Source organism: Variovorax paradoxus EPS, assembly GCF_000184745.1.
Classification (GTDB): domain Bacteria; phylum Pseudomonadota; class Gammaproteobacteria; order Burkholderiales; family Burkholderiaceae_C; genus Variovorax; species Variovorax paradoxus_C.
On sequence record NC_014931.1, the window covers coordinates 2,804,530 to 2,829,075 of the forward strand.

At 67.6% G+C, this 24,546-nt stretch carries 26 protein-coding genes, 1 tRNA gene and 1 riboswitch; of the genes, 9 read left to right on the plus strand and 18 right to left on the minus strand.

Annotated features, from left to right (window positions below; genetic code table 11):
• Positions 1–4: 4 nt before the first annotated feature.
• From VARPA_RS12970 to VARPA_RS12990, 5 genes are read left to right on the plus strand one after another with little or no spacing between them, the layout of a single operon-like run.
• Positions 5–958: a PDR/VanB family oxidoreductase gene (locus VARPA_RS12970; protein ID WP_013541020.1), complete on the plus strand. Its 954-nt coding sequence runs from the start codon at positions 5–7 to the stop codon at positions 956–958.
• Between the two features lie 23 nt (positions 959–981).
• Positions 982–2,325 (plus strand): aromatic ring-hydroxylating dioxygenase subunit alpha, encoded by a 1,344-nt coding sequence (locus VARPA_RS12975; RefSeq protein WP_013541021.1) that lies wholly within the window; start codon positions 982–984, stop codon positions 2,323–2,325.
• Complete coding sequence (locus VARPA_RS12980; RefSeq protein ID WP_013541022.1) at positions 2,322–2,807, plus strand: aromatic-ring-hydroxylating dioxygenase subunit beta; 486 nt, start codon at positions 2,322–2,324, stop codon at positions 2,805–2,807. The genes VARPA_RS12975 and VARPA_RS12980 overlap by 4 nt, the downstream gene beginning before the upstream one ends.
• On the plus strand, positions 2,804–3,397 hold the full coding sequence (locus VARPA_RS12985; protein ID WP_013541023.1) for a cysteine hydrolase family protein: 594 nt from the start codon (positions 2,804–2,806) through the stop codon (positions 3,395–3,397). Before VARPA_RS12980 ends, VARPA_RS12985 begins: the two co-directional genes overlap by 4 nt.
• Positions 3,394–4,182: an SDR family oxidoreductase gene (locus VARPA_RS12990; RefSeq protein WP_013541024.1), complete on the plus strand. Its 789-nt coding sequence runs from the start codon at positions 3,394–3,396 to the stop codon at positions 4,180–4,182. Before VARPA_RS12985 ends, VARPA_RS12990 begins: the two co-directional genes overlap by 4 nt.
• Here VARPA_RS12990 and VARPA_RS12995 read toward each other — a convergent pair.
• On the minus strand, positions 4,179–5,249 hold the full coding sequence (locus VARPA_RS12995) for an MBL fold metallo-hydrolase (protein ID WP_013541025.1): 1,071 nt from the start codon (positions 5,247–5,249) through the stop codon (positions 4,179–4,181). The genes VARPA_RS12990 and VARPA_RS12995 overlap by 4 nt on opposite strands.
• 82 nt (positions 5,250–5,331) lie before the next feature.
• Positions 5,332–6,225 (minus strand): CsgG/HfaB family protein, encoded by an 894-nt coding sequence (locus VARPA_RS13000; protein ID WP_013541026.1) that lies wholly within the window; start codon positions 6,223–6,225, stop codon positions 5,332–5,334.
• Between the two features lie 318 nt (positions 6,226–6,543).
• Between VARPA_RS13000 and VARPA_RS13005 the strand changes: the two genes are divergently transcribed.
• Positions 6,544–6,762, plus strand: a complete 219-nt coding sequence (locus tag VARPA_RS13005) for a hypothetical protein (RefSeq protein ID WP_013541027.1) — start codon at positions 6,544–6,546, stop codon at positions 6,760–6,762.
• A gap of 27 nt (positions 6,763–6,789) precedes the next feature.
• On the opposite strand, the gene VARPA_RS13010 is transcribed toward VARPA_RS13005, so the two are convergent.
• The 10 genes from VARPA_RS13010 to VARPA_RS13055 all read right to left on the minus strand — a co-directional run bounded on the left by VARPA_RS13010 (position 6,790) and on the right by VARPA_RS13055 (position 14,026).
• A complete protein-coding gene (locus VARPA_RS13010; RefSeq protein WP_013541028.1) occupies positions 6,790–7,071 on the minus strand; it encodes a hypothetical protein in 282 nt (93 codons plus the stop codon).
• 62 nt (positions 7,072–7,133) lie between these two features.
• Positions 7,134–7,715 (minus strand): murein hydrolase activator EnvC family protein, encoded by a 582-nt coding sequence (locus VARPA_RS13015; protein ID WP_200861454.1) that lies wholly within the window; start codon positions 7,713–7,715, stop codon positions 7,134–7,136.
• A 137-nt stretch (positions 7,716–7,852) separates the two neighbouring features.
• The gene (locus VARPA_RS13020) at positions 7,853–8,089 is read right to left on the minus strand and encodes a hypothetical protein (RefSeq protein ID WP_013541030.1); all 237 of its coding nucleotides are present in this window, start codon (positions 8,087–8,089) and stop codon (positions 7,853–7,855) included.
• 125 nt (positions 8,090–8,214) lie between these two features.
• Positions 8,215–8,460, minus strand: a complete 246-nt coding sequence (locus tag VARPA_RS13025; protein WP_013541031.1) for a hypothetical protein — start codon at positions 8,458–8,460, stop codon at positions 8,215–8,217.
• A gap of 137 nt (positions 8,461–8,597) precedes the next feature.
• Positions 8,598–8,673 (minus strand) — tRNA-Asn (locus VARPA_RS13030).
• A gap of 83 nt (positions 8,674–8,756) precedes the next feature.
• Entirely contained in the window at positions 8,757–10,919 is a 2,163-nt protein-coding gene (locus VARPA_RS13035) for a TonB-dependent siderophore receptor (RefSeq protein ID WP_013541032.1), read from the minus strand.
• A gap of 16 nt (positions 10,920–10,935) precedes the next feature.
• The gene (thiE, locus tag VARPA_RS13040) at positions 10,936–11,880 is read right to left on the minus strand and encodes a thiamine phosphate synthase (protein WP_013541033.1); all 945 of its coding nucleotides are present in this window, start codon (positions 11,878–11,880) and stop codon (positions 10,936–10,938) included.
• Entirely contained in the window at positions 11,877–12,701 is an 825-nt protein-coding gene (locus VARPA_RS13045; RefSeq protein WP_013541034.1) for a thiazole synthase, read from the minus strand. The genes thiE and VARPA_RS13045 overlap by 4 nt, the downstream gene beginning before the upstream one ends.
• Before the next feature lie 21 nt (positions 12,702–12,722).
• Positions 12,723–12,920, minus strand: coding sequence for a sulfur carrier protein ThiS (gene thiS / locus VARPA_RS13050; RefSeq protein ID WP_041943555.1), 198 nt, complete (start codon positions 12,918–12,920; stop codon positions 12,723–12,725).
• Between the two features lie 5 nt (positions 12,921–12,925).
• Positions 12,926–14,026, minus strand: a complete 1,101-nt coding sequence (locus VARPA_RS13055; RefSeq protein WP_013541036.1) for an FAD-dependent oxidoreductase — start codon at positions 14,024–14,026, stop codon at positions 12,926–12,928.
• A 185-nt stretch (positions 14,027–14,211) separates the two neighbouring features.
• Between VARPA_RS13055 and thiD the strand changes: the two genes are divergently transcribed.
• Entirely contained in the window at positions 14,212–15,090 is an 879-nt protein-coding gene (gene thiD, locus VARPA_RS13060) for a bifunctional hydroxymethylpyrimidine kinase/phosphomethylpyrimidine kinase (RefSeq protein ID WP_013541037.1), read from the plus strand.
• Here the strand turns inward: thiD and VARPA_RS13065 are convergent.
• The gene (locus VARPA_RS13065; RefSeq protein ID WP_013541038.1) at positions 15,023–16,378 is read right to left on the minus strand and encodes a purine-cytosine permease family protein; all 1,356 of its coding nucleotides are present in this window, start codon (positions 16,376–16,378) and stop codon (positions 15,023–15,025) included. The two genes, thiD and VARPA_RS13065, sit on opposite strands and share 68 nt — an antisense overlap.
• Positions 16,379–16,454: 76 nt before the next feature.
• Positions 16,455–16,562, minus strand: a riboswitch (TPP riboswitch).
• Between the two features lie 137 nt (positions 16,563–16,699).
• Between VARPA_RS13065 and VARPA_RS13070 the strand changes: the two genes are divergently transcribed.
• On the plus strand, positions 16,700–18,658 hold the full coding sequence (locus tag VARPA_RS13070; RefSeq protein ID WP_144298970.1) for an adenylate/guanylate cyclase domain-containing protein: 1,959 nt from the start codon (positions 16,700–16,702) through the stop codon (positions 18,656–18,658).
• Here VARPA_RS13070 and VARPA_RS13075 read toward each other — a convergent pair.
• Positions 18,639–19,379, minus strand: coding sequence for a TetR/AcrR family transcriptional regulator (locus VARPA_RS13075; protein ID WP_013541040.1), 741 nt, complete (start codon positions 19,377–19,379; stop codon positions 18,639–18,641). The two genes, VARPA_RS13070 and VARPA_RS13075, sit on opposite strands and share 20 nt — an antisense overlap.
• Before the next feature lie 108 nt (positions 19,380–19,487).
• Here VARPA_RS13075 and VARPA_RS13080 point away from each other — a divergent pair, with 108 nt between their 5' ends.
• The gene (locus tag VARPA_RS13080) at positions 19,488–20,792 is read left to right on the plus strand and encodes an aspartate aminotransferase family protein (RefSeq protein WP_013541041.1); all 1,305 of its coding nucleotides are present in this window, start codon (positions 19,488–19,490) and stop codon (positions 20,790–20,792) included.
• Here VARPA_RS13080 and VARPA_RS13085 read toward each other — a convergent pair.
• The 4 genes from VARPA_RS13085 to cysD are packed head-to-tail and all read right to left on the minus strand — an operon-like array spanning position 20,779 to position 24,535.
• Positions 20,779–21,849, minus strand: coding sequence for an NAD(P)/FAD-dependent oxidoreductase (locus VARPA_RS13085; protein ID WP_013541042.1), 1,071 nt, complete (start codon positions 21,847–21,849; stop codon positions 20,779–20,781). The two genes, VARPA_RS13080 and VARPA_RS13085, sit on opposite strands and share 14 nt — an antisense overlap.
• Positions 21,807–22,136 (minus strand): ferredoxin FdxA, encoded by a 330-nt coding sequence (fdxA, locus tag VARPA_RS13090; protein WP_007839295.1) that lies wholly within the window; start codon positions 22,134–22,136, stop codon positions 21,807–21,809. The genes VARPA_RS13085 and fdxA overlap by 43 nt, the downstream gene beginning before the upstream one ends.
• A gap of 42 nt (positions 22,137–22,178) precedes the next feature.
• Positions 22,179–23,552, minus strand: coding sequence for a sulfate adenylyltransferase subunit 1 (locus tag VARPA_RS13095; RefSeq protein WP_049794512.1), 1,374 nt, complete (start codon positions 23,550–23,552; stop codon positions 22,179–22,181).
• A 32-nt stretch (positions 23,553–23,584) separates the two neighbouring features.
• Positions 23,585–24,535 (minus strand): sulfate adenylyltransferase subunit CysD, encoded by a 951-nt coding sequence (cysD, locus tag VARPA_RS13100; RefSeq protein ID WP_013541044.1) that lies wholly within the window; start codon positions 24,533–24,535, stop codon positions 23,585–23,587.
• Positions 24,536–24,546: the final 11 nt, after the last annotated feature.

Below are 24,546 nucleotides of genomic sequence, written 5' to 3' on the forward strand. Positions count from 1 at the left end.
AGGGATGACACAGGGCGCGGACATGCTGGCGCTGGTCGTGGCCGAGGTCAGGCCGCTCACACCGGCGATCAAGGCTTTCGTGCTGCGGCCGGCGGATGGCGGCGACCTGCCGCCGTTCGCACCGGGGGCGCACCTGAGCGTGCAGATCGCGGAATCGAGCGGGCAGCGCGCGTATTCGCTGGTTCGCCCGCACGATGGCTCCGGCAGCTACGAGATCGCGGTGCTGCACGAGCCGCAGGGCTCGGGCGGCTCGGCCTGGATGCATGGCCTCGCGCCCGGCGAGGTGCTGGCCGCGCACCCGCCGCGCAATGACTTTGCGCTGCACCAGGGTGGCCAACCGCTGCTGGTGGCGGGCGGTATCGGCATCACGCCGCTGCTGTGCATGGCGCGCGCGCTGGCCGCCGAAGGCCAGGCCTTCGACTTCTTCTATGCGACACGCAGCGAGGAAGCGACCGCCTACCTGGATGAAGTGCGCACGCTCGGCGGCACGGTGGTGCACGACGGCGGCGACCCCGCGCGCGGCCTCGATCTGCGCGCGCTGCTCGCGGCAGCGCGAAGCGGCCGCCACTTGCATGTCTGCGGCCCGCGCGGCATGGTGCAGGCGGTGGTCGATACGGCCCGCGCACAGGGCTGGCCGGATGACCACGTGCACTTCGAGCTCTTCGCTGGCGCGATCTCGCAGGCCGGCGACATGCCCTTCGAAGTGCGCACGCTGCGCTCGGGCAAGACGCTGACCGTGGCGCCCGGCCAGAGCCTGCTCGACGTGCTGATTGCCGCCGGGCTCGACCCGGTGTACGACTGCCGCCAGGGTGACTGCGGCGTGTGCGCCGTCGACGTGGTGGAGGGCGTGCCCGATCACCGCGACCACAACCTGAGCCCGCGCGAGAAGGCGGGCGGCAAGACCCTGTGCACCTGCGTGTCGCGCGCCAAGACGCCGCACCTGGTGCTCGACATCTGATGACGCTTCAGGAGACCCACCCGATGAATTCCGTGATCCCCATCATCCCTATTGCAGCCACAAACCCGATCGACATCCAGTCGCTCGTGCAGCCCGACCGCGTGCACAAGCGCGTCTACACCGACCCCGCCATCTTCGAGCTGGAGATGGACCGCGTCTTCGGCCAGGCCTGGCTGTATGTGGGCCACGAGAGCCAGGTGCCGAACGTCGGCGATTACTTCACCACGCGCCTGGGCCGCGAGCCCGTGGTGATGGTGCGCCACACCGACGGCGCGGTGAACGTGCTGTACAACCGCTGCCCGCACAAGGGCGCCAAGATCGTTCCCGATGGCAGCGGCAGCGCCGGCAAGTTCCTGCGGTGCCTGTACCACGGCTGGACCTTCAAGTGCGACGGCAGCCTGCTGTCGGTGCCGCTGCGCAGCGGCTACGAAGACACGGCGCTCGACCTCAAGAGCGGGTCGCACGCGGTGCGCAAGGTGGCGCGCGTGGCGAGCCACCGCGGCTTCGTGTTCGCCAGCTTGTCCGAAGAGGGGCTCGAACTGGCCGATTTCCTCGGCGGCGTGGCCACGTCGCTCGACAACTTCTGCGACCGTGCCCCCGAGGGCGAAGTGGAAGTGGCCGGCGGCGTGCAGCGCGTGATCCAGCGCAACAACTGGAAGATCTTCTTCGAGAACCTGCACGACACGATCCATGCGGTGGCCACGCACGAGTCGTCGTGGCGCGCGGCCAAGGAGGAGTTCGAGGCCATGCCCTCGGGCACGCCCAAGCCCTTCGAGGTGGTGATCGTCGATGGCAACGGCGAGCCGCTGGAGTTCTGGGAGAACCTGGAGCTCAAGGGCTACGACAACGGCCACGGCTTCATGGAGGGCATCTTCGTGCCGCCCACCGACCCGGTGAGCCTGGCCTACGTGGCCGCGCTAGAGGCCAGCCAGGGTGCGCAGCGCGCCGACGAGATATTGCGGGTGAACCGGCACAACACCATCGTCTACCCGAGCTGCTCGCCGCACACCTCGTTCCAGCAGATTCGCGTGATCCGGCCGCTGTCGGTGGACCGCACGCTGGTGGAGATCTTCAGCTTCCGCCTGAAGGGCGCGCCGGAGGCGACCTTTCAGCGCACCTTGAAGTACACCAACATCGTCAACTCGCCCTCGTCGAACGTGATGCCCGACGACCTGGAGGCCTACAACCGCGTGCAGGAGGGACTCGGCTCCGACGGTGGCGACTGGGTCAGCATGCACCGCGCGGCCGGGCGCGACCAGCCGCTGCCGGGCGGGCGGGCCTCCAACGGCAACAGCGAGATGCCGTCGCGCAACATGTTCGCGGCATGGGCCTCGTACATGGGCGCAGAGACCGGGAGCGCCGAATGAACTTCAATGACTGGCACGAGCAGCAGGCGATCACGCAGTTCCTGCACCACGAGACGCGCCTGCTGGACGAGCACCGCTGGGACGAATGGCAGCGGCTCTTCACGCCCGACGGGCTCTACTGGGTGCCGCTGGTGCACGGACAGGCGGACCACATCAACCACGCCTCGCTTTTCTGCGAAGACGCGCTGCTGCGCTCGATGCGCGCGCGGCGGCTCGAGCAGGCGCGCGCCTATTCGCAGCAGCCGCCCACGCGCACGGTGCATGTGGTGGGGAACATCGGGCTCGAATCGCGCGACGACGAAGGCTGTGTGGTGCGCTCGACCTTCCTCGTCCTCGAATGGCGCAAGACCGAGCAGCGCACTTTCGGTGGCAGCGTGCTGCACACGCTGCGGCGCGAGGGCGACGAATTCCGCATCCACATGAAGCGCGTCGAGCTCGTCAACTGCGACGCGCCGCACGAAGCCCTGCAGGTGTTCATGTGAAGGCCGCGCTGCTGGCCATGCACTACCAGAACGATGTGCTGCACGTCGATGGCAAGGTGCGCGTGGGCGTGGCGGCGGACGATCCGGCACGCCCGCGGCTGATCGCCTCGGCCGCGCGCCTGATCGCCGGCGCGCGAGCGAACGGCGTGCCGGTGATCTTCGTGCGCATCGCCTTTGCGCCGGGGTACGCCGATTGCCTTCGCAACTGCACGCTGTTCCGGCGCGTGGCTGAAACGAGCGCGGTGCTCGATGGCGAGTGGGGCGCGGAGTTCTACGAAGAGCTCGCGCCGCTGCCGGGCGAGGCCATCGTCACCCACAAGCGCAACAACCCCTTCTGGGCCAGCGGGCTGGAAGATGTCGTGCGCAGCACCGGCGCATCGCGGCTCTACGTGGCGGGCATCGCGACGAATCACGTGGTCGAGCATGGCGCGCGCCACGCGAGCGACCTGGGTTACGAGGTGGCGGTCGTCGCCGATGCCTGCAACACTGCGCAGGCGCACCTGCATGCGGCGAGCCTGGAAACGCTGGCGATGCTCGCGGATGTCATGAACGTCGACGAAGCTGTCGCACAGATGGAGGCCATGCCATGAACTGGAACTTCGAAGGAAAAGTCGCCATCGTTACGGGCGCGGCCGCGATGCTCGGCGCCGCCATCGTCCGCGCTTTCGTGAAGGCCGGTGCACAGGTGCTGGCGGTGGACATCGATGCGGCGCGCGGTGAAGCGCTAGCCGCAGAGCTGGGTCCGCGCTGTCGCTTCATCGCATGCGACATCGGCTCCGACACGGCGCTCGATGCGCTGGTGGTCGATGCACTGGCCAGCGAGGGGCGCATCGACTTCCTCATCAACAACGCGGTGGTGTACGGCGACAACGGGATGGAAGCTTCGCGCGGCGAATGGCTGCAGGCGCTAGACGTCAACCTCGTCTCCGGCGCGCTGCTGGTGCACAAGACGGCCGATGCGCTGGCGGCGCAAGGCGGGGCCGTCGTGAACATGGGCAGCGTCGGCGGCAAGTTCGGCACGGCGGGGCGGGCGCTCTATCCGGCGGCGAAGGCGGCCATCTTGCAGCTCACGCGCAACCAGGCCGCGAGCCTCGCGCACCGGCGCGTGCGCGTGAACTCGGTGTCACCCGGATGGACCTGGTCGGACGCGCTCTCGCGCATGGCGGGCGGCGACCGCGCGTACGCCGACCGCATGGCTGCGCCGTTGCATCCGCTGGGCCGCGCGGGCGATGCCGACGACGTGGCGCAGGTGGTGCTGTTCCTGTGCTCGGACGCCGCGCGCTTCGTGACCGGTGCGGACATTCCGGTCGACGGCGGCTTCTCGATGCTGGGCCCGGATCAGGGGCGCTCGGCGCGCGACTGGTTCGGCGGTTAGTTGGCAAGCCGATACCAACCGATGCCGTCGTCGGCGATGTCGCAGACGACTTCGCCGCGGTGCAGCAGGTAGTTGAGGCAGGCGAGGCTTTCGCCCGTTGCCATGCCCAGCAACTGCACGTCGGACTCGGCGATGCTGCGCGCGAACAGGCTCGCGAATACATCGACTGCGCGCTTGGGCGTCTTCAAGGTGTTGCGCAACCGGTCGAGCGAGCGTTCTTGTCCCGTCTGTAGCCGGTCGATGCGCGCATGCAGGCCGCGGAAGCACTCGTTGTGCGAAGGCAGCACCAGCACGTCGTCGGGTATTTCGCGCTTGAGCTTGGCGAGCGATGAAAGCCAGTCGGCCATCGGATCAGCGTCGGGCTCTATCGGCGAGACAGACACGTTGGACGAGATGCGCGGCAGGATCTGGTCGCCCGAAATCAGCACCTTGAGGTCGGGGCAGTACAGGCACGCATGTTCGGGCGAATGACCGTTGCCGGTGACGATGCGCCAGTCGTGCGCGCCGATGCGCAGCACCTCGCCGTCGCGCAGCCGCCGGAAGCTGTCGGGCAGCGGATGGATGTGCTTGCCGAAATTGCCGAAGCGCGTGCGGTAGGTCTCGATGGCGGCATCGCTCCAGCCGGCGCGGCGATAGAAGGCGATGGCGTCGTCGGGCGCTTCGCGTCCGGTATCGGACACCATCACGCGGCACATGAGGTATTCGGAGCGGGTCATCCACAGCCGCACGCCGAACTTGCGCGTGAGCCAGCCGGCCATGCCGACGTGGTCGGGGTGCATGTGGGTCACGAACACGCGGGTGAGGCCGCGCGTGTCGGGCGAATTTGCGAAGAGCTCGCGCCAGACGGCCACCGTTTCCTCGGTGCGCACGCCCGTGTCCACCACGGCCCAGCCGGCGCCGTCGTCCAGCGCCCACAGGTTGATGTGGTCGAGCGAGTAGGGCAGCGGCATGCGGATCCAGTGCACGCCCGCGGCGACCTCGATCGACTTGCCGCGCGGCGGGAGTTCCGCAAAGGGGTAGACGAGCTTGCCTTTTGCCGCTTCCGCCGTCTCTTCCAGACCATCCATCGTGTTCACCTCCAGAGGAGTGAATTGTGAACCCGGCCGCAATCCGGGCCGGGCCTCCCCCGATGACGATGGATCGACGCGCTTACTTGCGGCGCGAGCGGGGCGCGCCCGGCGCCGAGGTTTGCGACGGTGCGGCGCCGCCGTCCACGCCAAGACGGCCGCCGCCGCCCAGGCCCTGGCCGCGCACCGTTTGCGCCTTGTAGTTGCGCAGCGAACGGACCATCTGGTTGAAGGCGTCCATGAACGCGGCGGCAATCACCTTGCCCTGCGGCGTGCGCGTGTAGCCGCCGATGCCGCCTGCGGCGGAGAGGCCGCCCAGGCCGCCGAAGCCCGCGAAGTCGGTCTTGGAGGCGCTGCCTTCGGCGGCCGCCACCTGCACACCCGAGCGGTTGTCGATGAGCGTCAGGAGCGCGCTGGCTTCCTTGGTCTGCAGGCTGGCGCCGATGCTGGCGATGGCGCGGCCACGGCCGCCGCCCACCAGGCCGCCCAGCGCGCCGCCGATGCCACCGGCGTCGTTGTTGCTGAACACGATCTCTGGCGACAGGCCGTAGTCGGAAGCGACCATCTGGCCGCGGCCGAAGTTGCTGCCGCCGCGCATTTCGCCCGACTGCATCAGCGCGCGCTCGCGCGTCATGGCGTTCATGCCGGCCGCGCCGCGCTCGACCACCACGAAGCAGTTCGACTGCTGCACCAGGAGGCGCAGCAGGTTCGCGGTCGGCGGGAGCTTGTATTCGCCGGTGAGAACGGTGTACCAGCCGGCGTTGACGTTCTCGATGAGCGAGACGGTGCCCAGCGGCGAATCGCAGCGCTCGAGCTGGCTGCTTTCACCGGAGGTGGCCGAACCGGCGGCGCTGCCGGTGGCCATGGTCTTGGCCGACTGGCTGCCCATTTGCATGTCGGTGGTCGCGCAGCCGGAGAGAACCAGCGCGCCGGCAAGAACGCTTGCGCTTGCGAAAGAGAATTTGGAAGAAGCCATGTCCGGATCCAGAGAGAGAAGAGTGAAAAGGCGCCCCAATGGGAGACGCCACTCCTCGGATTCCGAAGTGGGACCGCATGGCCTGTATGACCTCCCCCGATTCGTCGCGCCGCCAGCGACCGCGCGACGATACGACCCCAGGAAGCGGCATGCCAGTGCCGAAAGTCATGGTCCGTGCGCGGCGAAGCGGGCGAGATTATTACCGAGTGCGAGCCCCGTGGGCAGAGGGCAACAAGCTCCCCGGAACAGTCAGGGAGATGGCCTTGGGCGCGATGCGTAGGCCGTTACAGTCGGGCCTTCATCACGAGGAGTTTTCAGATGGCAACCACCAAGAAGAATGTCGTTGGCGAAGCAGCAGCGGAACTGACCCGTCAACAAGTCGCGCAGGCCCTGGCCATTGCCGGCGCATCGAATTTCAGCGGCGCTTCCGATCCGGCTTTCGTCGGCTCCGTCCTGGTGGCCCTGGCCGTCAACACCAACTCCGTCAGCGCGACCATCGACAGCGCGAAGGGCCGCACCCCCGTCGTTCAGCACTGATCCTTCGCGTGATCCGCCCGGGGCTTTTCAGCCCTGCGGGCGGTGCGCGTCGCACGTGTCGCACGCGCCGTCTTCCATGGCTTTCGACTGCTCGTCGAGCCATTCGAGTTCGTTCGGTGCGTAGGGGCGGGACCACGACATCCCGTCCAGCCGCACGCGCACCATCAATCCCCGCGCGGTCGTGACCGTTCCCGGCTGGCCTTGAAAATTGACGCGCGCCCCTTTCCTCGCGGGCACGTTGAACTGCGCACAGATGTCCTCGAAACCCAGCCGCGGGGCGGGCTTACGTTCTTCGTTCGTACTTGCCATGCAAGTGCTACGCGGAAGGGGGCGATCCGGATTCAACCGGATCGCTTTACAGAACGCCCTCGCTAATCGGGCGAAGCGAAATAGGCAGCGGGATCGACCGCGTTGCCGTTCCTGCGCAACTCGAAGTGCAGCTTGACGCGATCGGCTTCGGTGCGGCCCATGTGGGCGATCACCTGGCCCCGCTTCACCGACTGCCCCTCCTTGACCAGCAGCTTGCTGTTGTGCGCGTAGGCGGTCACGAAGGTCGCGTCGTGCTTGATCATGACGAGCTGGCCGTAGCCGCGCGGGCCCACGGCCGAATACACGACCTTGCCGTCGCGCGCGGCGATGACGGGGTCGCCTTCCGATCCGGCGAAGTCGATGCCCTTGCTGTTGCGGCCGTTGAATCGCTGGATGACGGTGCCGTTCGACGGGCGAAGGAAATTCCGCTCCGCCTTGGCCACCGGGGCGGATGGCGTGGACGATGCGGAGGGTGCCGGCTCGCTGCTGCGCGAGCGGCGCTCGGGTGCGGGACGCGCGTCCTTGCGGGCCGAAGGGACGTGCTTGGCGCTTGCGGATTTCTTCGATGCGGGTGCGGGCGCCGGGGCCGGCTTGGAGGCGCAGCCGATGAGCAGGATGCCCAGCATGCCCGAGGCAAGGGCCAATTCGATCCGATGGGAAATGAGCGAGTGGGACGGGGGAAGGTCGGGAAGTCCGGGTTCAGCGTGCGGCTTGAAATGCATGGTGAGGACTGTATTGGAATCCGCCTGGCGTTCGCCCTACTGGACGATCGAACTGACGGTCAACTCCCTACGTGATGGTCCGCAGCGGCATGCGTGCGGCTGTGGGCGGTGGACTCCTTCATGGCGTCCCTCAGTTTTCGCAGCGTATTGGTAAGGGCCTGCGGGGTGGTGCCGACCTCGCGGGCCGCAATGCCGGGGCGCACGCCGCCGACGAGAACCATGTATGCGGCATCGCGAGAGAGCGTGGCCCTCAACCTGGCGCGTTTCGACAATGCATTGAATTCGCTTCGCGTCATCCTTCGTCTCCTCCTTTCGGTGCTCGGAGTCTGACGAGATTTCAGCGTCGAGGAATGGGCGTCTTTGGAAACTGCAGGTAAGAATTTATCCCGTGGCCGGCTTCGTTTCGCTTTTGCTTTGTTGATCAGCCCGGCACTCGCATCGGCAGAAGGCCGATGGGCGAGATGCGCGCAATGACCTCGGCCTGCATGAGCGCGGGAGAGTGGGCCGGAAGAAAGGTGGCCTGCACGGTCACGCCGGCCGAACCCATGCTGCGGTTGACCGTTGCCGTGGTGATCGCGCCGGGGAGCTTGAGCACTTGCTCGACCTGCAGTTGCTGCGCTTCACTGCAAAGGGGCAGGCTGAATTCGTATCGACTCGTGTTGTTCATGGATGAAGACCTCGATTCGGTGGACGGACGAGGTACGAGTCTAGCGGCGGTGCCGAGCGTCAAACAAGCGGCCCACAAGTGAAAATGCCCCGCTACCTTTTGAGTAGCGGGGCATCCAGTTGCCTTGCGGCTTGTAGTGGCTCCTCGACCTGGGCTCGAACCAGGGACCTACGGATTAACAGTCCGGCGCTCTACCAACTGAGCTATCGAGGAACAAGCCTCAGATTATAGCGCGGTTTTTTTGGCCTTCTCAAGCCTCCGAAACTTTTGCGCAAAAAAGTTTGCTTCGCGCATGTTCACAGCGCGACGCTCAGGCCCAGACGCAGCGTGCGCGGCGCGCCAGGGAACAGATAGACATGCCCGAACTGGTAGGGCGATTCCTTCCAGTAGCGGCGATCGAACAGGTTGTCGACGGCCAGCGTCCAGCTCGTGTTCACGCCGCGCAGTTTCGTGTCGTAGCGCAGCACCGCATCGACGCGCGTCCACGAGGGCAGCGTGATCGAGCCATCGGCAAGCACGTTGCGCCGTCCTTCGTGCGAGAGCTGTCCCGCCACTTCGAGTCCGGGCACCGAGGGCACGCGATACGCCGCCTGCGCGCGCAGCACCTGCTTGGGCACGTTGGTCGGCCACTGCCCATTGCTTGCCGGTTCGACGATGCTGCCGCGGCGCTTGGCATCCATCAGCGTCATGCTGCCGCCGATGCGCCAGGGGCCCTGGGTCCATTGCGCGCCGGCTTCGAGGCCGCGGTGCACCGCACGGCCGTCGTACTTCGCTTCGCATGGCGTGATGCCGAGGCGGTTACACGCATCCAGGTTGGTCATGGGGCGCGAGATGTCGAACCACGCGAGCTGCCAGTTGAAGGCGTCGTTGCCGCCCTTGATGCCCAGTTCCCACTGGCGCGAGCTGAGCGCGGGCAGCGCATCCCCGGCGTTGCTGTACTGCGAACTCTTGTTCGGCACGACCTGCGATTCGACGCCCTTGCCCCAGCTCGCATACGCGAGCAGTCCGGGCTGGATCGCGTAGCTGGCCGCAATCCACGGCGTGGTGATGCCGTCCTTGTAGCCCGTAGGGCGCGAGCCGTCGGTGCGGATGCTCTGGCGATCGAGCCGCGTGTGGCGCGCGCCGATCCACGTGGTGAAGCGGTCGTTCCAGCGGATCGCGTCCTGCACCGAGAGTTCGGTCGAGCGTTCGTCGCGGTTCGTGTTGAAGTCGGTGAGCGTCGGATCGGCCGGCACCACGGCGGTCGCCCAGATGTTGCCGGTGCCGACGTAGTTGTAGGCCTGGTCCTGGAAGCGGTTGCGCACGCGGCTTTGCAGCAGCCCGAAGCCCAGCTCGTGCCGCACGCTGCCGGTCATCACGTTGCCCTTCAGGTTCAGGCTGCCCGCGGTCTGCGTGCGGCGTTCGTTTTCGCTGCGGAAGTCGTAGACGTCGAAGGTGCCGTCCGAGCAGTAGCGGTCGTAGTTGCCTTCGGCGCCGCAACCGAAGGCGTAGGCCAGGCGGTCGTCGGTCTTCAGGCGCTGCTGGCCGATCTGTGCGCTCCAGCGCCAGTCGGCATTCAGCGCCTGGCTGAAGCGCACCGTGCCGGTCAGCGCCTTGAACACCGAGGGCTGCGACCACGGCTGGTTGTTGAGGTTGATGCGCGGATCGACCGGCGCAGGCAGCACGCTGCCCAGGAGGCTGTAGCCGTTCTGGCTCGGCTGGGTCTTGCGGCTTTGCTCGATCTCGAACTCCAGCACCGAATCGCGCGTGATGCGCCAGTCGGCCGCGAGCGAGAACATGTTGCGGTTGCCGTCCAGGTTGTGCGTGAGCGGCTTCAGGTTCTCGCTCGCCACGTTGAGCCGGTAGCCGAATTGGCGGTTCTCGCCGAAGCGGCCGCCCAGGTCGAGCGCGCCGAGCACGCTGCCGCGGCTGGTGGTCTCGATGCGCACCGTGCGCAGGTCCAGCTCGGTCGGGCGCTTCACCACGTAGTTGACGAGCCCGCCCGGCGCGCTGGTGCCCGCCTGGATGCCACTGGTGCCGCGCAGGATCTCGACGCGCTCCTTGTTGTCCAGCGGGATCGAGGTCTCGGCGCTGATCGGCAGGCCTTCGCGCCGGTAGTTGAAGCGGTTGTCCAGCACGAAGCCGCGCACGGTGAGGTAGTCCCAGTAGCCGGCGGAGTTGTAGGCATCGGTCACCGACGAATCGAACTGCGTGAGATCGGCGAGCCGGCGTGCGCCGCTGCCGATGAGCTGCTTGCTGTCGATCACCGTGGCCGACAGCGGCAGCTCGCGCAGCGGCACGTCGCCGAAGCCGCTGACATCGGCCTGCGGCGCCGTCGCGCCTTCATTGACGACGACTTCGGGCAGCGCGGCCTGCTGCGCATGTGCGCTGCAGGCGGCCGCGAAAAACACGGCGGCAACAGCACGCGAGATAGGGGAGCGCGTCAGGGCCAGGGAATGTGAAAAGCGTCGTTGAGTCATTGATTGTTTGATGTATTCAGTTGCCGATGGCCGCGCCCATGGCCGCCATCCATTGCGCGGCCGTGGCCTCGGGATCGGCGGCTGTCACCAGCGCGCGCACCACCGCGACCGAGCCCACGCCTGTGGCCAGCACCTCGGGCAGCCGCACCGCATCGATGCCGCCGATGCCCACCTGCGGATAGCCGCGCAGCAGGCGCGCGTACGCCGCGAGCCGTGCCACGCCTTGCGGCGCGGTCGCCATCTTCTTGAGCGTGGTCGGATAGACCGCGCCCATCGCGATGTAGCTCGGACTCACCGCATCGGCACGCACCATCTCGGCATAGCCGTGCGTGCTGACGCCCAGGCGCAGGCCGGAGGCGCGCAGCTGCTGCAGCTCGTCCGGCGACAAGGCATCGAGGTCTTCCTGGCCGAGATGGATACCGTAGGCGCGCGCTGCAATCGCGACCTGCCAGTGGTCGTTGATGAAGAGCAGCGCGCCCGTACCCTGCACGGCCTCTACGGCCGCCTGCACCTCGCGCTCGACGGCCGCGGCATCGTCTGACTTGAAGCGCAGCTGCACCGTCGGCACGCCGGCGCGCGCCATGCGGCCGACCCACGCCGCATCGGGCAACACCGCGTAGAGGCCGAGCCGTTCGGGGCAGGGCAGGAAGGCGTCGTCGCGCGCGGCGGGTGGGAACGAGCGCATGCCGAAGTCGGCGGGCGCATCGGGCCAACGGGCGGCGTCGAAATGGCCGATGCGTTCGGTCTGCGCGTGCCAGGCAAGCGCGAGGCATTCGGCATCGACCTCGATGAAGCCGAGCGCGGTGCAGGCCTGCTTGGCACCGCGATAAACCGCGTCGTTCGAAGAGAAGGATGTTGCGCCCACGGTCGATGCGGTGATGGCGCCGAAGCGCAGCCCGTGCGCCGCGACGATGGCATGGGCGATGGCGCGTGCGTCGTTCATGTCGCTCACGCCGCTCATCCCGCGTGATGCCAGAAGGGCGTGCCGAGCACCGGCGTGCTGGGCTGCGCGGAGTCTTGCGCGGCCATTGCGCCGGCACGCCACGCGGTGCGGCCGGCGCCTACCGCATCGGCAAAGGCGCCGGCCATCGCGACCGGGTCTTGCGCGAGTGCAACGGCGGTGTTGAGCAGCACCCCGTCGTAGCCCCACTCCATCACTTGGCACGCGTGCGAAGGCAGCCCGAGCCCTGCATCGACCAGCATCGGCACCTTGAGCCGTTCGCGCAGCACCTGCAGCGCATACGGATTGACGGGTCCACGGCCGGTGCCGATGGGCGCCGCCCACGGCATGACGGCCTGGCAGCCCACGTCGACCAGCCGCTGGCACACGACCAGGTCTTCGGTGCAGTAGGGCAGCACCTGGAAGCCGTCGCGGATCAGCTGGGAGGCGGCATCGACCAGGTTCAGCGTGTCGGGCTGCAGCGTGTAGTCGTCGCCGATGAGTTCGAGCTTGATCCACGGCGTGTCGAACAGCTCGCGCGCCATGTGGGCGGTGGCGATCACCTCCTGCACGCTGTGGCAGCCGGCGGTGTTGGGCAGCACGGGCACGGCCAGCTTGCGCAGCAGCGCCCAGAAGCCGCTGCTCGTGTCGTTGCCGGCCGAGCCCTGGGGGCCTTGGTTCGCGGTCTGGCGACGCAGCGACGCGGTGAGCATCGCGGGCTTCGCGCGCTTCACGGCCGCTTCGAGCAGGTCGGGCGAGGGGTAGCGCGCGGTGCCGAGCAGCAGGCGGCTTTGAAAGGTCTGGCCATACAGAACCAGCGGGTCGTTCGGTGGGGTGGTCATGGTGTTGTCTCCAATCTTTTTTCAGCCGCCCGTCACGGGGCGGATCACTTCGATGCGGTCCTCGGGCTGCAGCGCGCGCGCGGCGTAGGCCGAGCGCGGCACGAACTCGCGGTTCACCGCCACCGCGAAGGGCGGCACGGCCTCGAGCGCGGCCAGCGCGTCGGTGAGCGTGGCGTTGTCGGGCAGCGTGTAGGGCTTGTCGTTGATCAGGATGTTCATCGTCGTCATGCGTCGTCGGATGTCGTGGTGTCCATGCCGAAGCCCTGCGCGAGTGCGGAGTGGCCATGCGTGAGCAACTCCATCGCCGCATCGAGCAGGGCCGGGGCGATCATGAAACCGTGGCGATAGAGGCCGTTGATCTGCAGCACGCGCGGCTGCGGCTGGCGGATGGCCGGCAGGTTGTCGGGCAGCGTGGGGCGGCACTGCGTGGCGATCTCCACGATGCGCGCCTCGGCGAAACCGCTGTGCACCGCATAGGCCGCGCTCAGCAGTTCGAGCGTGGAGCGCACGCTGGCGGGCGACATGTCGTCCGATTCGATCTCGGTCGCGCCGATCACGAAGAGGTTGCCGGGCTTGGGCGCGATGTAGAGCGGGTAGCGCGGATGCACGAGCCGGGTCGGGCGCTGCAGCGTGACCTCGGGCGCATGCACGCGGATCACTTCGCCGCGCACACCGCGCAACGCGCGCCATTGCGGGCGCGCACCGAGGCCGCGGCAGTCGATCACCCAGTCGGGCTGGCCGGATGTGCCGGGCACGAAGTCAGCGGGTACGTGTGGCGACTGCCAGTGCAGCGTGGCGTTCGGGCTGGCCTCGAGCGTGGCGAGCAGCGACGCGAGCAGCGCACGGTTGTCGAGTTGGCCTTCCCCCGGAAGGAACAGCCCTTTGGCGAAACGCTGGCCGAGTGATGGTTCCAACGCGGTGATGCCTGCGCCGTCGAGCGCCTGCATCGGCGCCAGCTCGGGCACTTGCGCACCAGTGTTGGCGAGCACGCGTTCGAGCCGCGCGGCTTCGGTCGCGTCCTGCCGGTGCCACAGCACCAGCGTGCCTTCGCGCTGGAAGAACACCGGCTGCGCCAACGGCGCGAGCAGCTCGGGCCAACGCGACAGTGCGTAGTGGCCCATGCGCACGACAGACACCGGCGCCACGGCCGATTCGGCCAGCGGCGCGAGCATCGCCGCCGCCACGCGCGCGGCTGCGCCTTCGGCTTCGGGGCTGCCGGCTTCGTACAGCGCGACCTTGCAACCCGCCTGCGCGAGCGTGACCGCCATCAGGCGACCCATGAGGCCCGCGCCGATGACGGCCGCAGTTTGAAATGGCACGTTCATGGTCTGGCTCTGAGGTTGTTGCCCCCTCTCCCCTTGGGGAGAGGGTTGGGGTGAGGGCATGGGCCTTTGCAAGCACGCGGCCTTTGCCATCGCCGTTGGCCCTCACCCCAGCCCTCTCCCCAAGGGGAGAGGGAGCAAGACAGCCGTGGCTCGGGCCGAAGCGTGGGTCGCCGATAATTTTCCGCATGACCCAAGGACCATCTCCCGCACCGCAGGCACCCCTGCGTTACGCACGCGTGCTCTCCATCGCAGGCTCCGACAGCGGCGGCGGTGCCGGCATCCAGGCCGACCTCAAGACCTTCGCGGCCCTCGGCTGCTACGGCATGACGGCCATCACCGCACTCACCGCGCAGAACACGCGCGGCGTCTCGGGCATCCATGGCGTGCCGCCCGAATTTTTGAAGGCCCAGATCCAGGCCGTGGTCGAGGACATCGGCGTCGATGCCGTCAAGCTCGGCATGCTGCATGCGCCCGAAGTGGTCGAGGTGGTGGCCTGGGCCATCGATCACTACAAGTTGCCGAACGTGGTGCTCGACCCGGTGATGGTCGCCACCAGCGGCGATCGCCTGATCGCCTCGGAAACCGTGCAGGTGCTGGTGCGCGAGCTGTTCCCGCGCGCCGTGGTGGTCACGCCCAATCTCGATGAAGCGGCGCTGCTGATCGGCCATGCCATCGATGGCATCGAGGCCCTCGACGGCGCGGCCGACGAACTGTTGGCGATGGGCGCGAAGGCCGTGCTGCTCAAGGGCGGCCATCTGCCCGGCAATGAAGTGGTCGACGTGCTGCTGCAGGCGGACGGCACGCGCAAGCGCCTGGCCTCGCAGCGCATCGCGAGCCGCAACCTGCATGGCACCGGCTGCACGCTGTCGTCCGCCATCGCGGCGCACCTGGCGCTGGGATTGAAGTTGCCCGAAGCCGTCGAACGTGCGCGCGCCTACATCCTCGGCGCGATGGCCGCCGGTGCGGATGTGCAGGTCGGCGCGGGCCACGGTCCGCTCAACCACGGCTTTGCGCCAGTGCCGATGCACCGGCTGCCGCTGCCGGCGAAAGCTTTGGCCGGCTGATCCAGGCCAGCACGAAGGTCGCGGCCAGCGTCGGCAATGCGGAGCCGAACTGCGGCGCCCATTTGGCGAGCGCGTGATAGGCCGCGATACCCGCGATCCAGATCAGCGCCGCCGCCCAGTCGATCTGGCGCGTGCCGACGGATGCCACGCTTCGCCCGCTGCCGAGCCGCCCGAGGATCACGCCGTAGAGCGGCACGAACACCGAACTGAGCAGCAGCAGGAAAGGTTCGAGCGTGTGCATCGGCAGGACCAGCGCGAGCGCGATGCACAGTGCGGCCAGCAGCAGGCCCCAGCGCTTCACGCTCCATCGCGGCAGGAGGCTGTGCGTGGAAACCGAACCCGAATAGACATCGCCATACGCGTTGTCGAGCTCGTCGATGAGGATGAGCCCCAGCGCCACCAGCCCGCCCTGCGCGAGCAGCAGCGCGGTGACCAAGCCCGTGCCCGGCTCGGCCACGCTCACCACCATCACGCCGAGCGCATAGCACCAGATGTTGGCGAGCGCATAGCCGATCCAGGTGCCGCTGAAGGCGCTGCCGAGGCCCCCCGTACTGCGCTTGCCGTGGCGCGCGTAGTCGGCCACCAGCGGCAGCCACGACACCGGCATCGCGATCACCAGATCGAGCGCGCCGAACATGCCCATGCTGCCGTCGCCCGGGCGCGCCCAGAAGGCGTCGAGGCCCTTGGCCTGCAGCCGCGTCGCGAACTGCCAGGTCAGCCAGAGCAGCGAGATCACCACCAGCGGCAGACCGAAGCGGCTCACGAAGCGACGTACCAGCTTGACCATCGAGCCCGCGAGCAGCGCCAGCAGCACCGCGCCCCAGAGCAGCGTGGTGAAGACGCCGCCCCAGAAGCTGCCGAGCGAAGCGCCGAAGGCGACCTGGCCGATGGCCTGCGTGCCTTCCCGCATGATCACCAGCTCGAAGGTCGTCCAGCCCACCAGCTGCACGATGTTGAGCAGCACCGGCAGCCGCGCGAAGGCGCTGCCGTAGGTCGCGTGCATGAGGCCCGCGCTTGCGAGGCCCGTTTCGCAGCCCAGGCGCGCGGTCCAGGCCAGCAGACCCGCGCCGATGACGGAGCCGAGCGCAATCGCCAGCGCTGCATCGCGCGTGCCCACGGCCGGCACGAGGTACGCGCCGATCTGCATCACCAGCAGCCCGACGCCCAGGCTGAACCAGAGCGAGGCGTGGTCGCTCCAGCCGAACACGCGGCGGGACGCGGGCAGGGGCGTCAGCGCCTCGTTGCCGGCAGAGGAAATTCCGTTGTTGTCGTTGTCGTCGTGTGCCATCCGTTTGCTCCAGTGCAAAAGGTTTGGCAGGTGGGCGAGGCTCCAGCAGCGCTGCCGCCACGCGAGACAACGTGACAGGCCGCCGGACCAGCTTCCCTGCGCGAGGATTACCTCAGTCAGGTTCAAAGGGACTCTCTCAGTCAGCCCCGGAACGGATTCCGGTTCGACACCCCTAGCGATGCGCCCCGGCAAGCCGAAGCGCGGGGCGGATTTTATCCCCTGCCGCAAAAGCACACGACCATGGAAACCCAGGCCACGCGCAGGGCGGAGAAAATCACCGCCATACAAGCGCACCCGAATGCGCAGGAGGACCCCCCGCACATGACAGACGACTTCACGCAGCAGCGGGGCCCGGCGCAGGCACCGGCCGCGACTTCCCCTTCACCCCGCGCACGCCTGCGCCGCTTCCGGGTCGACGTCGGCACCATCATCTGCGCGGTCGCGCTGCTTCAGTCGATGCTGCTCGTGGCCTTCGGCTACTGGGGCGCGGAGCAGTTGGTTTCCAAGGTCGGCGAGTCGGCGCACAAGGTCAACCACGACCGCGTCGAGGACAACGTGCTCGCCTTCCTCGCCAAGTCCGAGGCGCTGGTGCGCGCCATCGCGCACACGCCCAGCCTGCATCCGGCAGGCCATGACGGCGACCGGACCGCCGAGCTGCTCTGGGCTGCGCTGGAGCAGACGCCCGAGCTCGACAGCATCGACGTAGCCAGCGACGACGGGCACCTGCTGATGGCGATGCGCTACCCGGAGGCGGCGGTGCGGCAGGTGCTGCGCGACGCCGACTTCAGCACCGAGACCTGGGAATACAAGCAGCCGCCCGATGGCGACGGCGACGAAGACCCGCGGCAACGCTACGAGACAACCCGCGTCGAGTCCTTCCGCAGCGACGACGACCCGACGAGCGACGAAGATTTCGTCCAGGCGATGAAGGCGCAGCGCCCGGTGTGGACATCGCCTTTCGTGCTCCCCGCCGAGAATGAACTCGGCGTCAGCCACGCGCGGCCCAGCCGGCGGCGCGATGACGAAGGCCGCACGCAGACGCTGGTGGTGTCCGCCAGCGTGTCGCTCGGGCATCTCTCCAGCCTGGTGCGCCTGTTCGGCGGCACGGGCCATGGCCACAGCGCCTTGCTGAGCGCCGACCATCACGTGATCGCGCGCAGCGACAACCCCCACCTCATCCGTGTGCTGGAAGACCCCGACGGCGGCGTGCTCGGCGCGCTGCACGCCCACATGCTGGCCAGCGGCAGCCGGGGCTGGACCGAAGACATGGCCTTCGCGCTCGATCACGGCGGGGCGCGCTACCAGGTGCAGACATCGCACATTCCGTCCACCGGCTGGCGGCTCGTCAGCTGGGAGCCCGAAGACGCACTGCTCGGCGGGCTGCATCGCAACGTGCTCTGGTCGCTGCTGCTGACGCTGAGCTTCCTGGCCGTGTCGCTCTTCATTTCGCTGCGTTTGTCGAAGCTGGTGACCGCGCCGATCGAGAACCTCTCGCGCACGGCGCGCCGCATCGGGCGGCTGGAACTGGACGCGCTGCCGCGCGAGTCGAGCCGGGTGTTCGAGATCCAGAACCTGAGCCAGGCGCTGGACGATTCGGCGCGCAGCCTGCGGGCCTTCAGCAAGTTCGTGCCGGTGGATGTGATCAAGCAGCTCGTCGCCGAAGGCCATGCGCTCGCGCCCAACGGTTCGCCGCGGCGCGTGACCGCGATGTTCACCGACGTGGAAGGCTTCACCAGCATCTCGGAGTCGATGGAAGCCGGCGTGCTGATGCGCCAGCTCACCGAATACTTCAACCTCGCCACGCGCGTGTTCGCACGGCACGGCGGCGTGGTCGACAAGTTCATGGGCGACGGGATCATGGTGCTCTGGGGCGCACCGGCCGACCTGCCGGATGCGAAGTACCAGGCCTGCATCGCCTCGCTCGCGCTGCATGAGGAGATGAAGGCGCTCAACCGCAAGTGGCGGGAGGAGGGCCTGCAGGAGTTCCGCACGCGCATCGGCATCCACACAGGGGTGGTGATCGCGGGCGTGCTCGGTTCGAGCGACCGGCTGTCCTACACCGCGCTGGGCGATGTGGTCAACGTGGCGAGCCGCATCGAGGGCACGAACAAACAGCTGGGCACGCGCACGCTGATCTCGGAGGCGACGTTCGAGGGGCTGGACGGGCGACTCGCCACGCGGCGGATCGAGGAATCGATCGAACTGCGCGGCCGGCAGACGCGCATGGTGCTGTACGAGCTGCTGGAGCCGCCAGACCCCGCTACTTCTGCGAACCCTTGACCCTGCGCGCGAACGCTTCCAGCCCATCGACGGTGATCTGGATGTGCCGCTCGAAGCTGCTGTCCAGCGGCACCGTGGTGCCGTTGTCCCAGCGCACGATGAAGGCGTTGTTGGCGAGCAGCGGCAGGTTGCGCGCGAGCACCGGATGGTCGAGCGGGCGGATGGTGTGGACGCGCTCGCGAAGCTCCTCGGCCCAGGCCTGGGTGTTGTCGGCGGGCAGGGGGGAGAACTCCATCGTCAGGAAACCCAGCATCGCCGCGATCACGCAGTTGTAAGCCTCCAGCAGCGACTGGCCTTCGAAGCCGGCCTCCGTCAGCGCCTCCAGCACGCCTTCGACCAGTTCGGTCTGCAGGCTGCCGTTGGACACCAACTGCGCGCCCAGCAACTGCGCCACGTTCGGATGACGACGCACCGTGGCGCGGCAGCGGCGGAACAGTTCGGCGATCCATTCCTGCCAGAGCAATTCCGTCGGCGGGGTGACCTCTGCCATCACCGTGGCGGCGACCTCGGCGAGCAGCGCTTCGCGCGTGCTGACGTGCCAGTGCACCGTCGCCGGATACACGCCGAGCTTGGCCGCGATCTCCCGCATGCTGAAGGCGCCCAGGCCGAATTCGTCGATGTGCGCGAGCGCGGCTTCGGCGATGAGCCGTTTCGAGAGCGCGCCGCCGCCGGTGGGACGACCGGCGGTCTTGGGTTTGGGCGCGGGGGCGGTCTTTTTCATGGAGGAAATGGCGTTGTGCGGCGGGCGAATTGATTGTATAAACATTATTAATTGAGCAGTGATCAATTAATCAGGCCAAAGCGCCAACCCACCTTCAAGGACCGTTCCATGACCGACGCCGCCATCGACCAAGCCCTCGCCGGGGCGCATCAACGCTTTACCGAAGGCAATCCCGAGAGCCGGCGCCGTTTCGACGAGCAGACGCGCTACATGCCCGGCGCCAACACGCGCTCGGTGCTGTTCTATGCGCCGTTCCCGCTCACCATCGCCAAGGGCGAGGGGGCAGCGCTCTGGGATGCGGACGGTCATCGGTATGCCGACTTCATCGCCGAGTACACGGCCGGCGTCTACGGCCACTCGGCGCCCGAGATCCGCGATGCCGTGATCGAGGCGATGCAGAGCGGCATCAACCTCACGGGCCACAACCTGCTCGAAGGCCGCTTGGCAAGGACCATCTGCGAGCGCTTTCCGCAGATCGAGCAGCTGCGCTTCACCAACTCGGGCACCGAGGCGAACCTGATGGCGCTCACGGCCGCGCTTCACTTCACGGGGCGCCGAAAGATCGTGGTGTTCTCGGGCGGCTATCACGGCGGGGTGCTTGGCTTCGGCGACAAGCCTTCGCCGACGACCGTGCCGTTCGACTTTCTCGTGCTGCCCTACAACGATGCGCAGCGCGCGAGCGAAGAGATCGCCAGGCACGGCCCGGAGATCGCCGCCATCCTGGTCGAGCCTATGCAAGGTGCGAGCGGATGCATTCCGGGGCGCCTAGATTTCCTGCAGGCGCTGCGGGATGGCGCAACGAAGGTCGGTGCGCTGCTGGTCTTCGACGAGGTGATGACCTCGCGCCTTGCACCGCAGGGGCTGGCCAACAAGCTGGGCATCAAGTCCGATCTCACGACGCTGGGCAAGTACATCGGCGGCGGCATGTCGTTCGGCGCCTTCGGCGGACGCGCAGACGTGATGGCCCAGTTCGACCCACGCACCGGCGCGCTCGCGCATTCGGGCACGTTCAACAACAACGTGATGACGATGGCGGCCGGGTATGCGGGGCTCACGAAGCTGTTCACGCCCGAGGCGGCCGGTGCGCTGGCCGAACGCGGCGAGGCGATGCGCGCGCGGCTCAATGCGTTGTGCGGCAAGGAGGGCGTGGCGATGCAGTTCACCGGCGTTGGCTCGCTGATGAATGCGCATTTCGTCGGCGGTGAGGTTCGGCGCGTGGCCGATCTGGCGGCAGTTGACGGGCGCCTGCGTCAGTTGCTGTTCTTCCACCTGCTGAGCCGGGGTATCTACACGTCGCCGCGCGGCTTCGTCGTGCTCTCGCTGCCGGTGACAGACGCGGACATCGACGGCTACATCGCCGCCATCGGCAGCTTCATCAGCGAGTACCGCGCGCTGTTGTCTAGCGCGAAGTAGCCACGCCCAGCAGCTCGTGCAGCCGCGTGCTGGTGGTCGTGTACTGCAGCGGCACCGCCTTGCCCGGGAACACGATGGCGGCGGCGCCCCAGGCCGCCAGCGTGGCTTCGTGGAAGCCGCAGACGATGAGCTTCTTCTTGCCGGGGTAGGTGTTGATGTCGCCCACAGCGAACACGCCGCGCTCGCGCGTTTCGTACTTCTCGGTGTCGACGGGCACCTGCTTGCGCTCGAGCTCCAGGCCCCAGTCGGCGATGGGGCCGAGGCGCGGCGAGATTCCCAGGCAAGCGACCAGCGCGTCGAGCGGCAGGTCGACGGTCGTGGCATCGGGCGTGGTGATCTGCAGTTGCTTGCCGTCGAAGGCGGTTGGCTGGCCGACCTTGAAGGTCAGCTTGCCGGCGGCCACGAGGGCGCGCATCGCGGTGATATTCGCTTCGCTGGCCTGGAAGCCGTCACGGCGATGGACCAGCGTGACCTGCCTAGCGATGGCGGTGAGCGCAACGACGGTTTCGAGTGCAATGTCGTCACCGCCATTCACCACCACCGTCTGCCCCGCAAAGCGGTCCAGCGATTCGGGGTGATAGAAGAGGGACGTGCCTTCGAACTGCGCGATGCCGTCGACCGTGATGCGTTTGGGCACGAAGGCGCCGACGCCGGCCGCGATGAACACCGTCTTCGCGAGGAACGCCTTGCCGGCCGACGTGGTCAGCAGCAGCCGATCGTCGGCCTGGCGAGCGAAGGTGGCGACCTGCTCGCCGAAATGAAACTGCGGCTTGAACGGCACCACCTGCGCGAGCAGCGACTGCGCAAGATCGCGCCCGCTGGTCACCGGCGTGCCGGGAATGTCGTAGATCGGCTTGTCGCCATAGAGCGCCACGCACTGGCCGCCCGCGGCGGGCAGTGCATCGACGATGTGGCAGGAGATTTCAAGCAGGCCCAGTTGAAAGGCCTGGAACAGCCCGACAGGGCCTGCACCGACGATCAGCGCGTCGGTTTCGATGGGGGCAGGCAGCGCGCTCAGCGCACCAGCTCCCCGACCTTGTCGGTCTTGTCTTTCCATTCCTCAGCGTCGGGGAGAGCGGGCTTGCGCTTGGTGATGCTCTTCCAGCCATCGGCCAAGGCAAGCTCGGCATTGATCTTGATGAAGGCGATCTGGTTGGCCGGAAGGTCTTCTTCGGCGTAGATCGCGTTGACCGGGCACTCGGGGATGCAGACCGCGCAGTCGATGCATTCGTCCGGGTCGATCACCAGCATGTTGGGACCTTCGCGGAAGCAGTCGACGGGGCAAACGTCCACGCAGTCGGTGTATTTGCAACGGATGCAGGCTTCGGAGACGACGTGTGTCATTTGTCTTTTGAACGTCAGTTTGATCGGGGAAAACCCCAGATTTTAGGCCTTTGCGGCGGCGGGCTGCACGAGAACGGCAGCAGCGGTCTTGTGAGAGGCGGTATCGACCAGCACCAGCGAGCCCAGCGCACGCGATTGCGTGAAGGGCAGCACGGCCAGCGGCTGCTGCAGCGCGAGCACCACATCGCCGATCGAATTGGCTTCCAGCTGCGTCGCCGGCTCCGATTCGAGCGTGGTGATGTTCACCCGATCGACGATGCGCGCCACCTTCGCCTTGACCCAGCGATGGCCCTGCAGCGCCCAGTACACGCGGCCAGCGACCAGCGGCTCGTCGTCCAGCCAGGCCACGGTGGCGGTGATCTCGCGCACCGGCTCGAAGGCGCCGGGCGCCAGCAGCCAGTCGCCGCGCGACACATCGACCTCGCGGTCGAGCACGATGCCCGCGCTGTGGCCCGCATGCACCGACTTCGGCTGGCGCGTGTGGCTCAGCACCTGCGCAACGGTGGCGGTCTGGTTGCTCGGGAGCACCGTCACGCGCTGGCCGGGCTCCACATGGCCCGAGGCGACGCGGCCCCAGAACACGCGGCGGCCCTGCGAGGTGTCGGCGGAGGAAGAAAACTTCTCCACCCATTGCACCGGAAAGGCGAAGGGCACGGCCTCGTCCTGCGCCGTGACCGGCAGGTCTTCGAGCAGCGCGAGCAGGCTGGGGCCTTCGTAGCCGACCCAGTCGGCATGGCGCGTAGCCACGTTCCAGCCCTTGAGCGCGGAAATCGGCACGATGCCGGCCACTTGCACGCCGGCCGCTTCGGCAAACGCGTTCAACGCCGTCGAGATGCGCTCGAAAGCCAGGCCCGCGTCGTCGATGGCGTCGAGCTTGTTGACTGCGAACACGATCGACTGCACGCGCAGCAGATGGCACAGCAGCGTGTGGCGGCGCGTCTGCGGCAGCAGCTCGCGCTTGACCACGGTGCCGTCTTCCACTTCGGCGGCCCAGGCCAGCTTGGTCGCATCGACCAGCACCACGGCGGCATCGGCGGCCGAGGCCGCGGTGACCATGTTGCGGGTGTACTGCTCATGGCCCGGCGCGTCGCCGATGATGAACTTGCGCTTGGCGGTCGAGAAGTAGCGGTAGGCCACGTCGATCGTGATGCCCTGTTCGCGCTCGGCCGAAAGACCGTCGGTGAGCAAGGCGAGGTCGGTTTCGCCGCCGCGCTGCACGCCGGCGAGCTGGTCCTGCAGCACGGTCTTGCTGTCCACCAGCAGGCGGCCGATGAGCGTGCTCTTGCCGTCGTCGACCGAGCCGCAGGTGATGAAGCGCAGGGCGGTGCCGGTGTCGCCGTGATTGTCCCCGCCCGTTCGGGCTGAGCTTGTCGAAGCTGCGCGCGGCACTTCGACAGGCTCAGTGCGAACGGACATCGGGGTTGCGTTGGCGGTATTCGTCGCGCTCATCAGAAGTAACCGTCTTTCTTGCGTTTTTCCATGGATGCTTCGGAGGTCATGTCGTCCATCCGGGTGGCACCGCGTTCGCTGACATCGACCGTGAGCGTTTCGATCACCACGTCGCCCGCATCGGCCGCGAGGCTCTCGACCGGGCAGGTCGTCGTGATGTCGCCCACGGTGCGAAAGCGCACGTCGCGCACCTGCACCGTTTCGCCGTCGCGCGGCGGGGTCAGTTCGGTTACCGGCACCAGCAGGCCACGGCGTTCGACCACTTCGCGCTTGTGCGTGTAGTAGATCGACGGCAGGCCGACGTGCTCGCGCTCGATGTACTGCCACACGTCCAGCTCGGTCCAGTTCGAGATCGGGAACACGCGGAAGTGCTCGCCTGGGGCGAGGCGCGTGTTGAACAGCGTCCACAGCTCGGGACGCTGGTCCTTGGGCTGCCATTGGCCGAAGGAATCGCGGTGCGAAAAGATGCGCTCCTTGGCGCGCGCCTTTTCCTCGTCGCGGCGGGCGCCGCCGATCAGCGCATCGAAGCGGAATTCTTCAATCGCTTCGAGCAGCGTCACCGACTGGTGCGCGTTGCGCGATTCGCCCGGATGGGCGAGACGCACGGTGCCGCGCGCCATCGAGTCCTCGACGCTGCGCACGATGAGTTCGGCGCCCAGTTCCTTCGCGCGCTGGTCGCGGTAGGCCGTCACTTCGGGGAAGTTGTGGCCCGTGTCGATCATCAGCAGCGGGTAGGGAATGCGGCCGGCGCCGAACGCCTTCTCCGCGCACTTCAGCAGCACCAGCGAATCCTTGCCGCCCGAGAACAGCAGGGTGGGGCGCTCGAAGGCGGCCGCCACTTCGCGCAGGATGAAGATGGTTTCTTCCTCCAGCGCATCGAGGTGCGTGTTGGACAGGTGGGACAGGTCCGCCGGCGACAGCAGCAGTTCGGTTTCGGTTCGGGCGTTCATCGGGTGAGGGC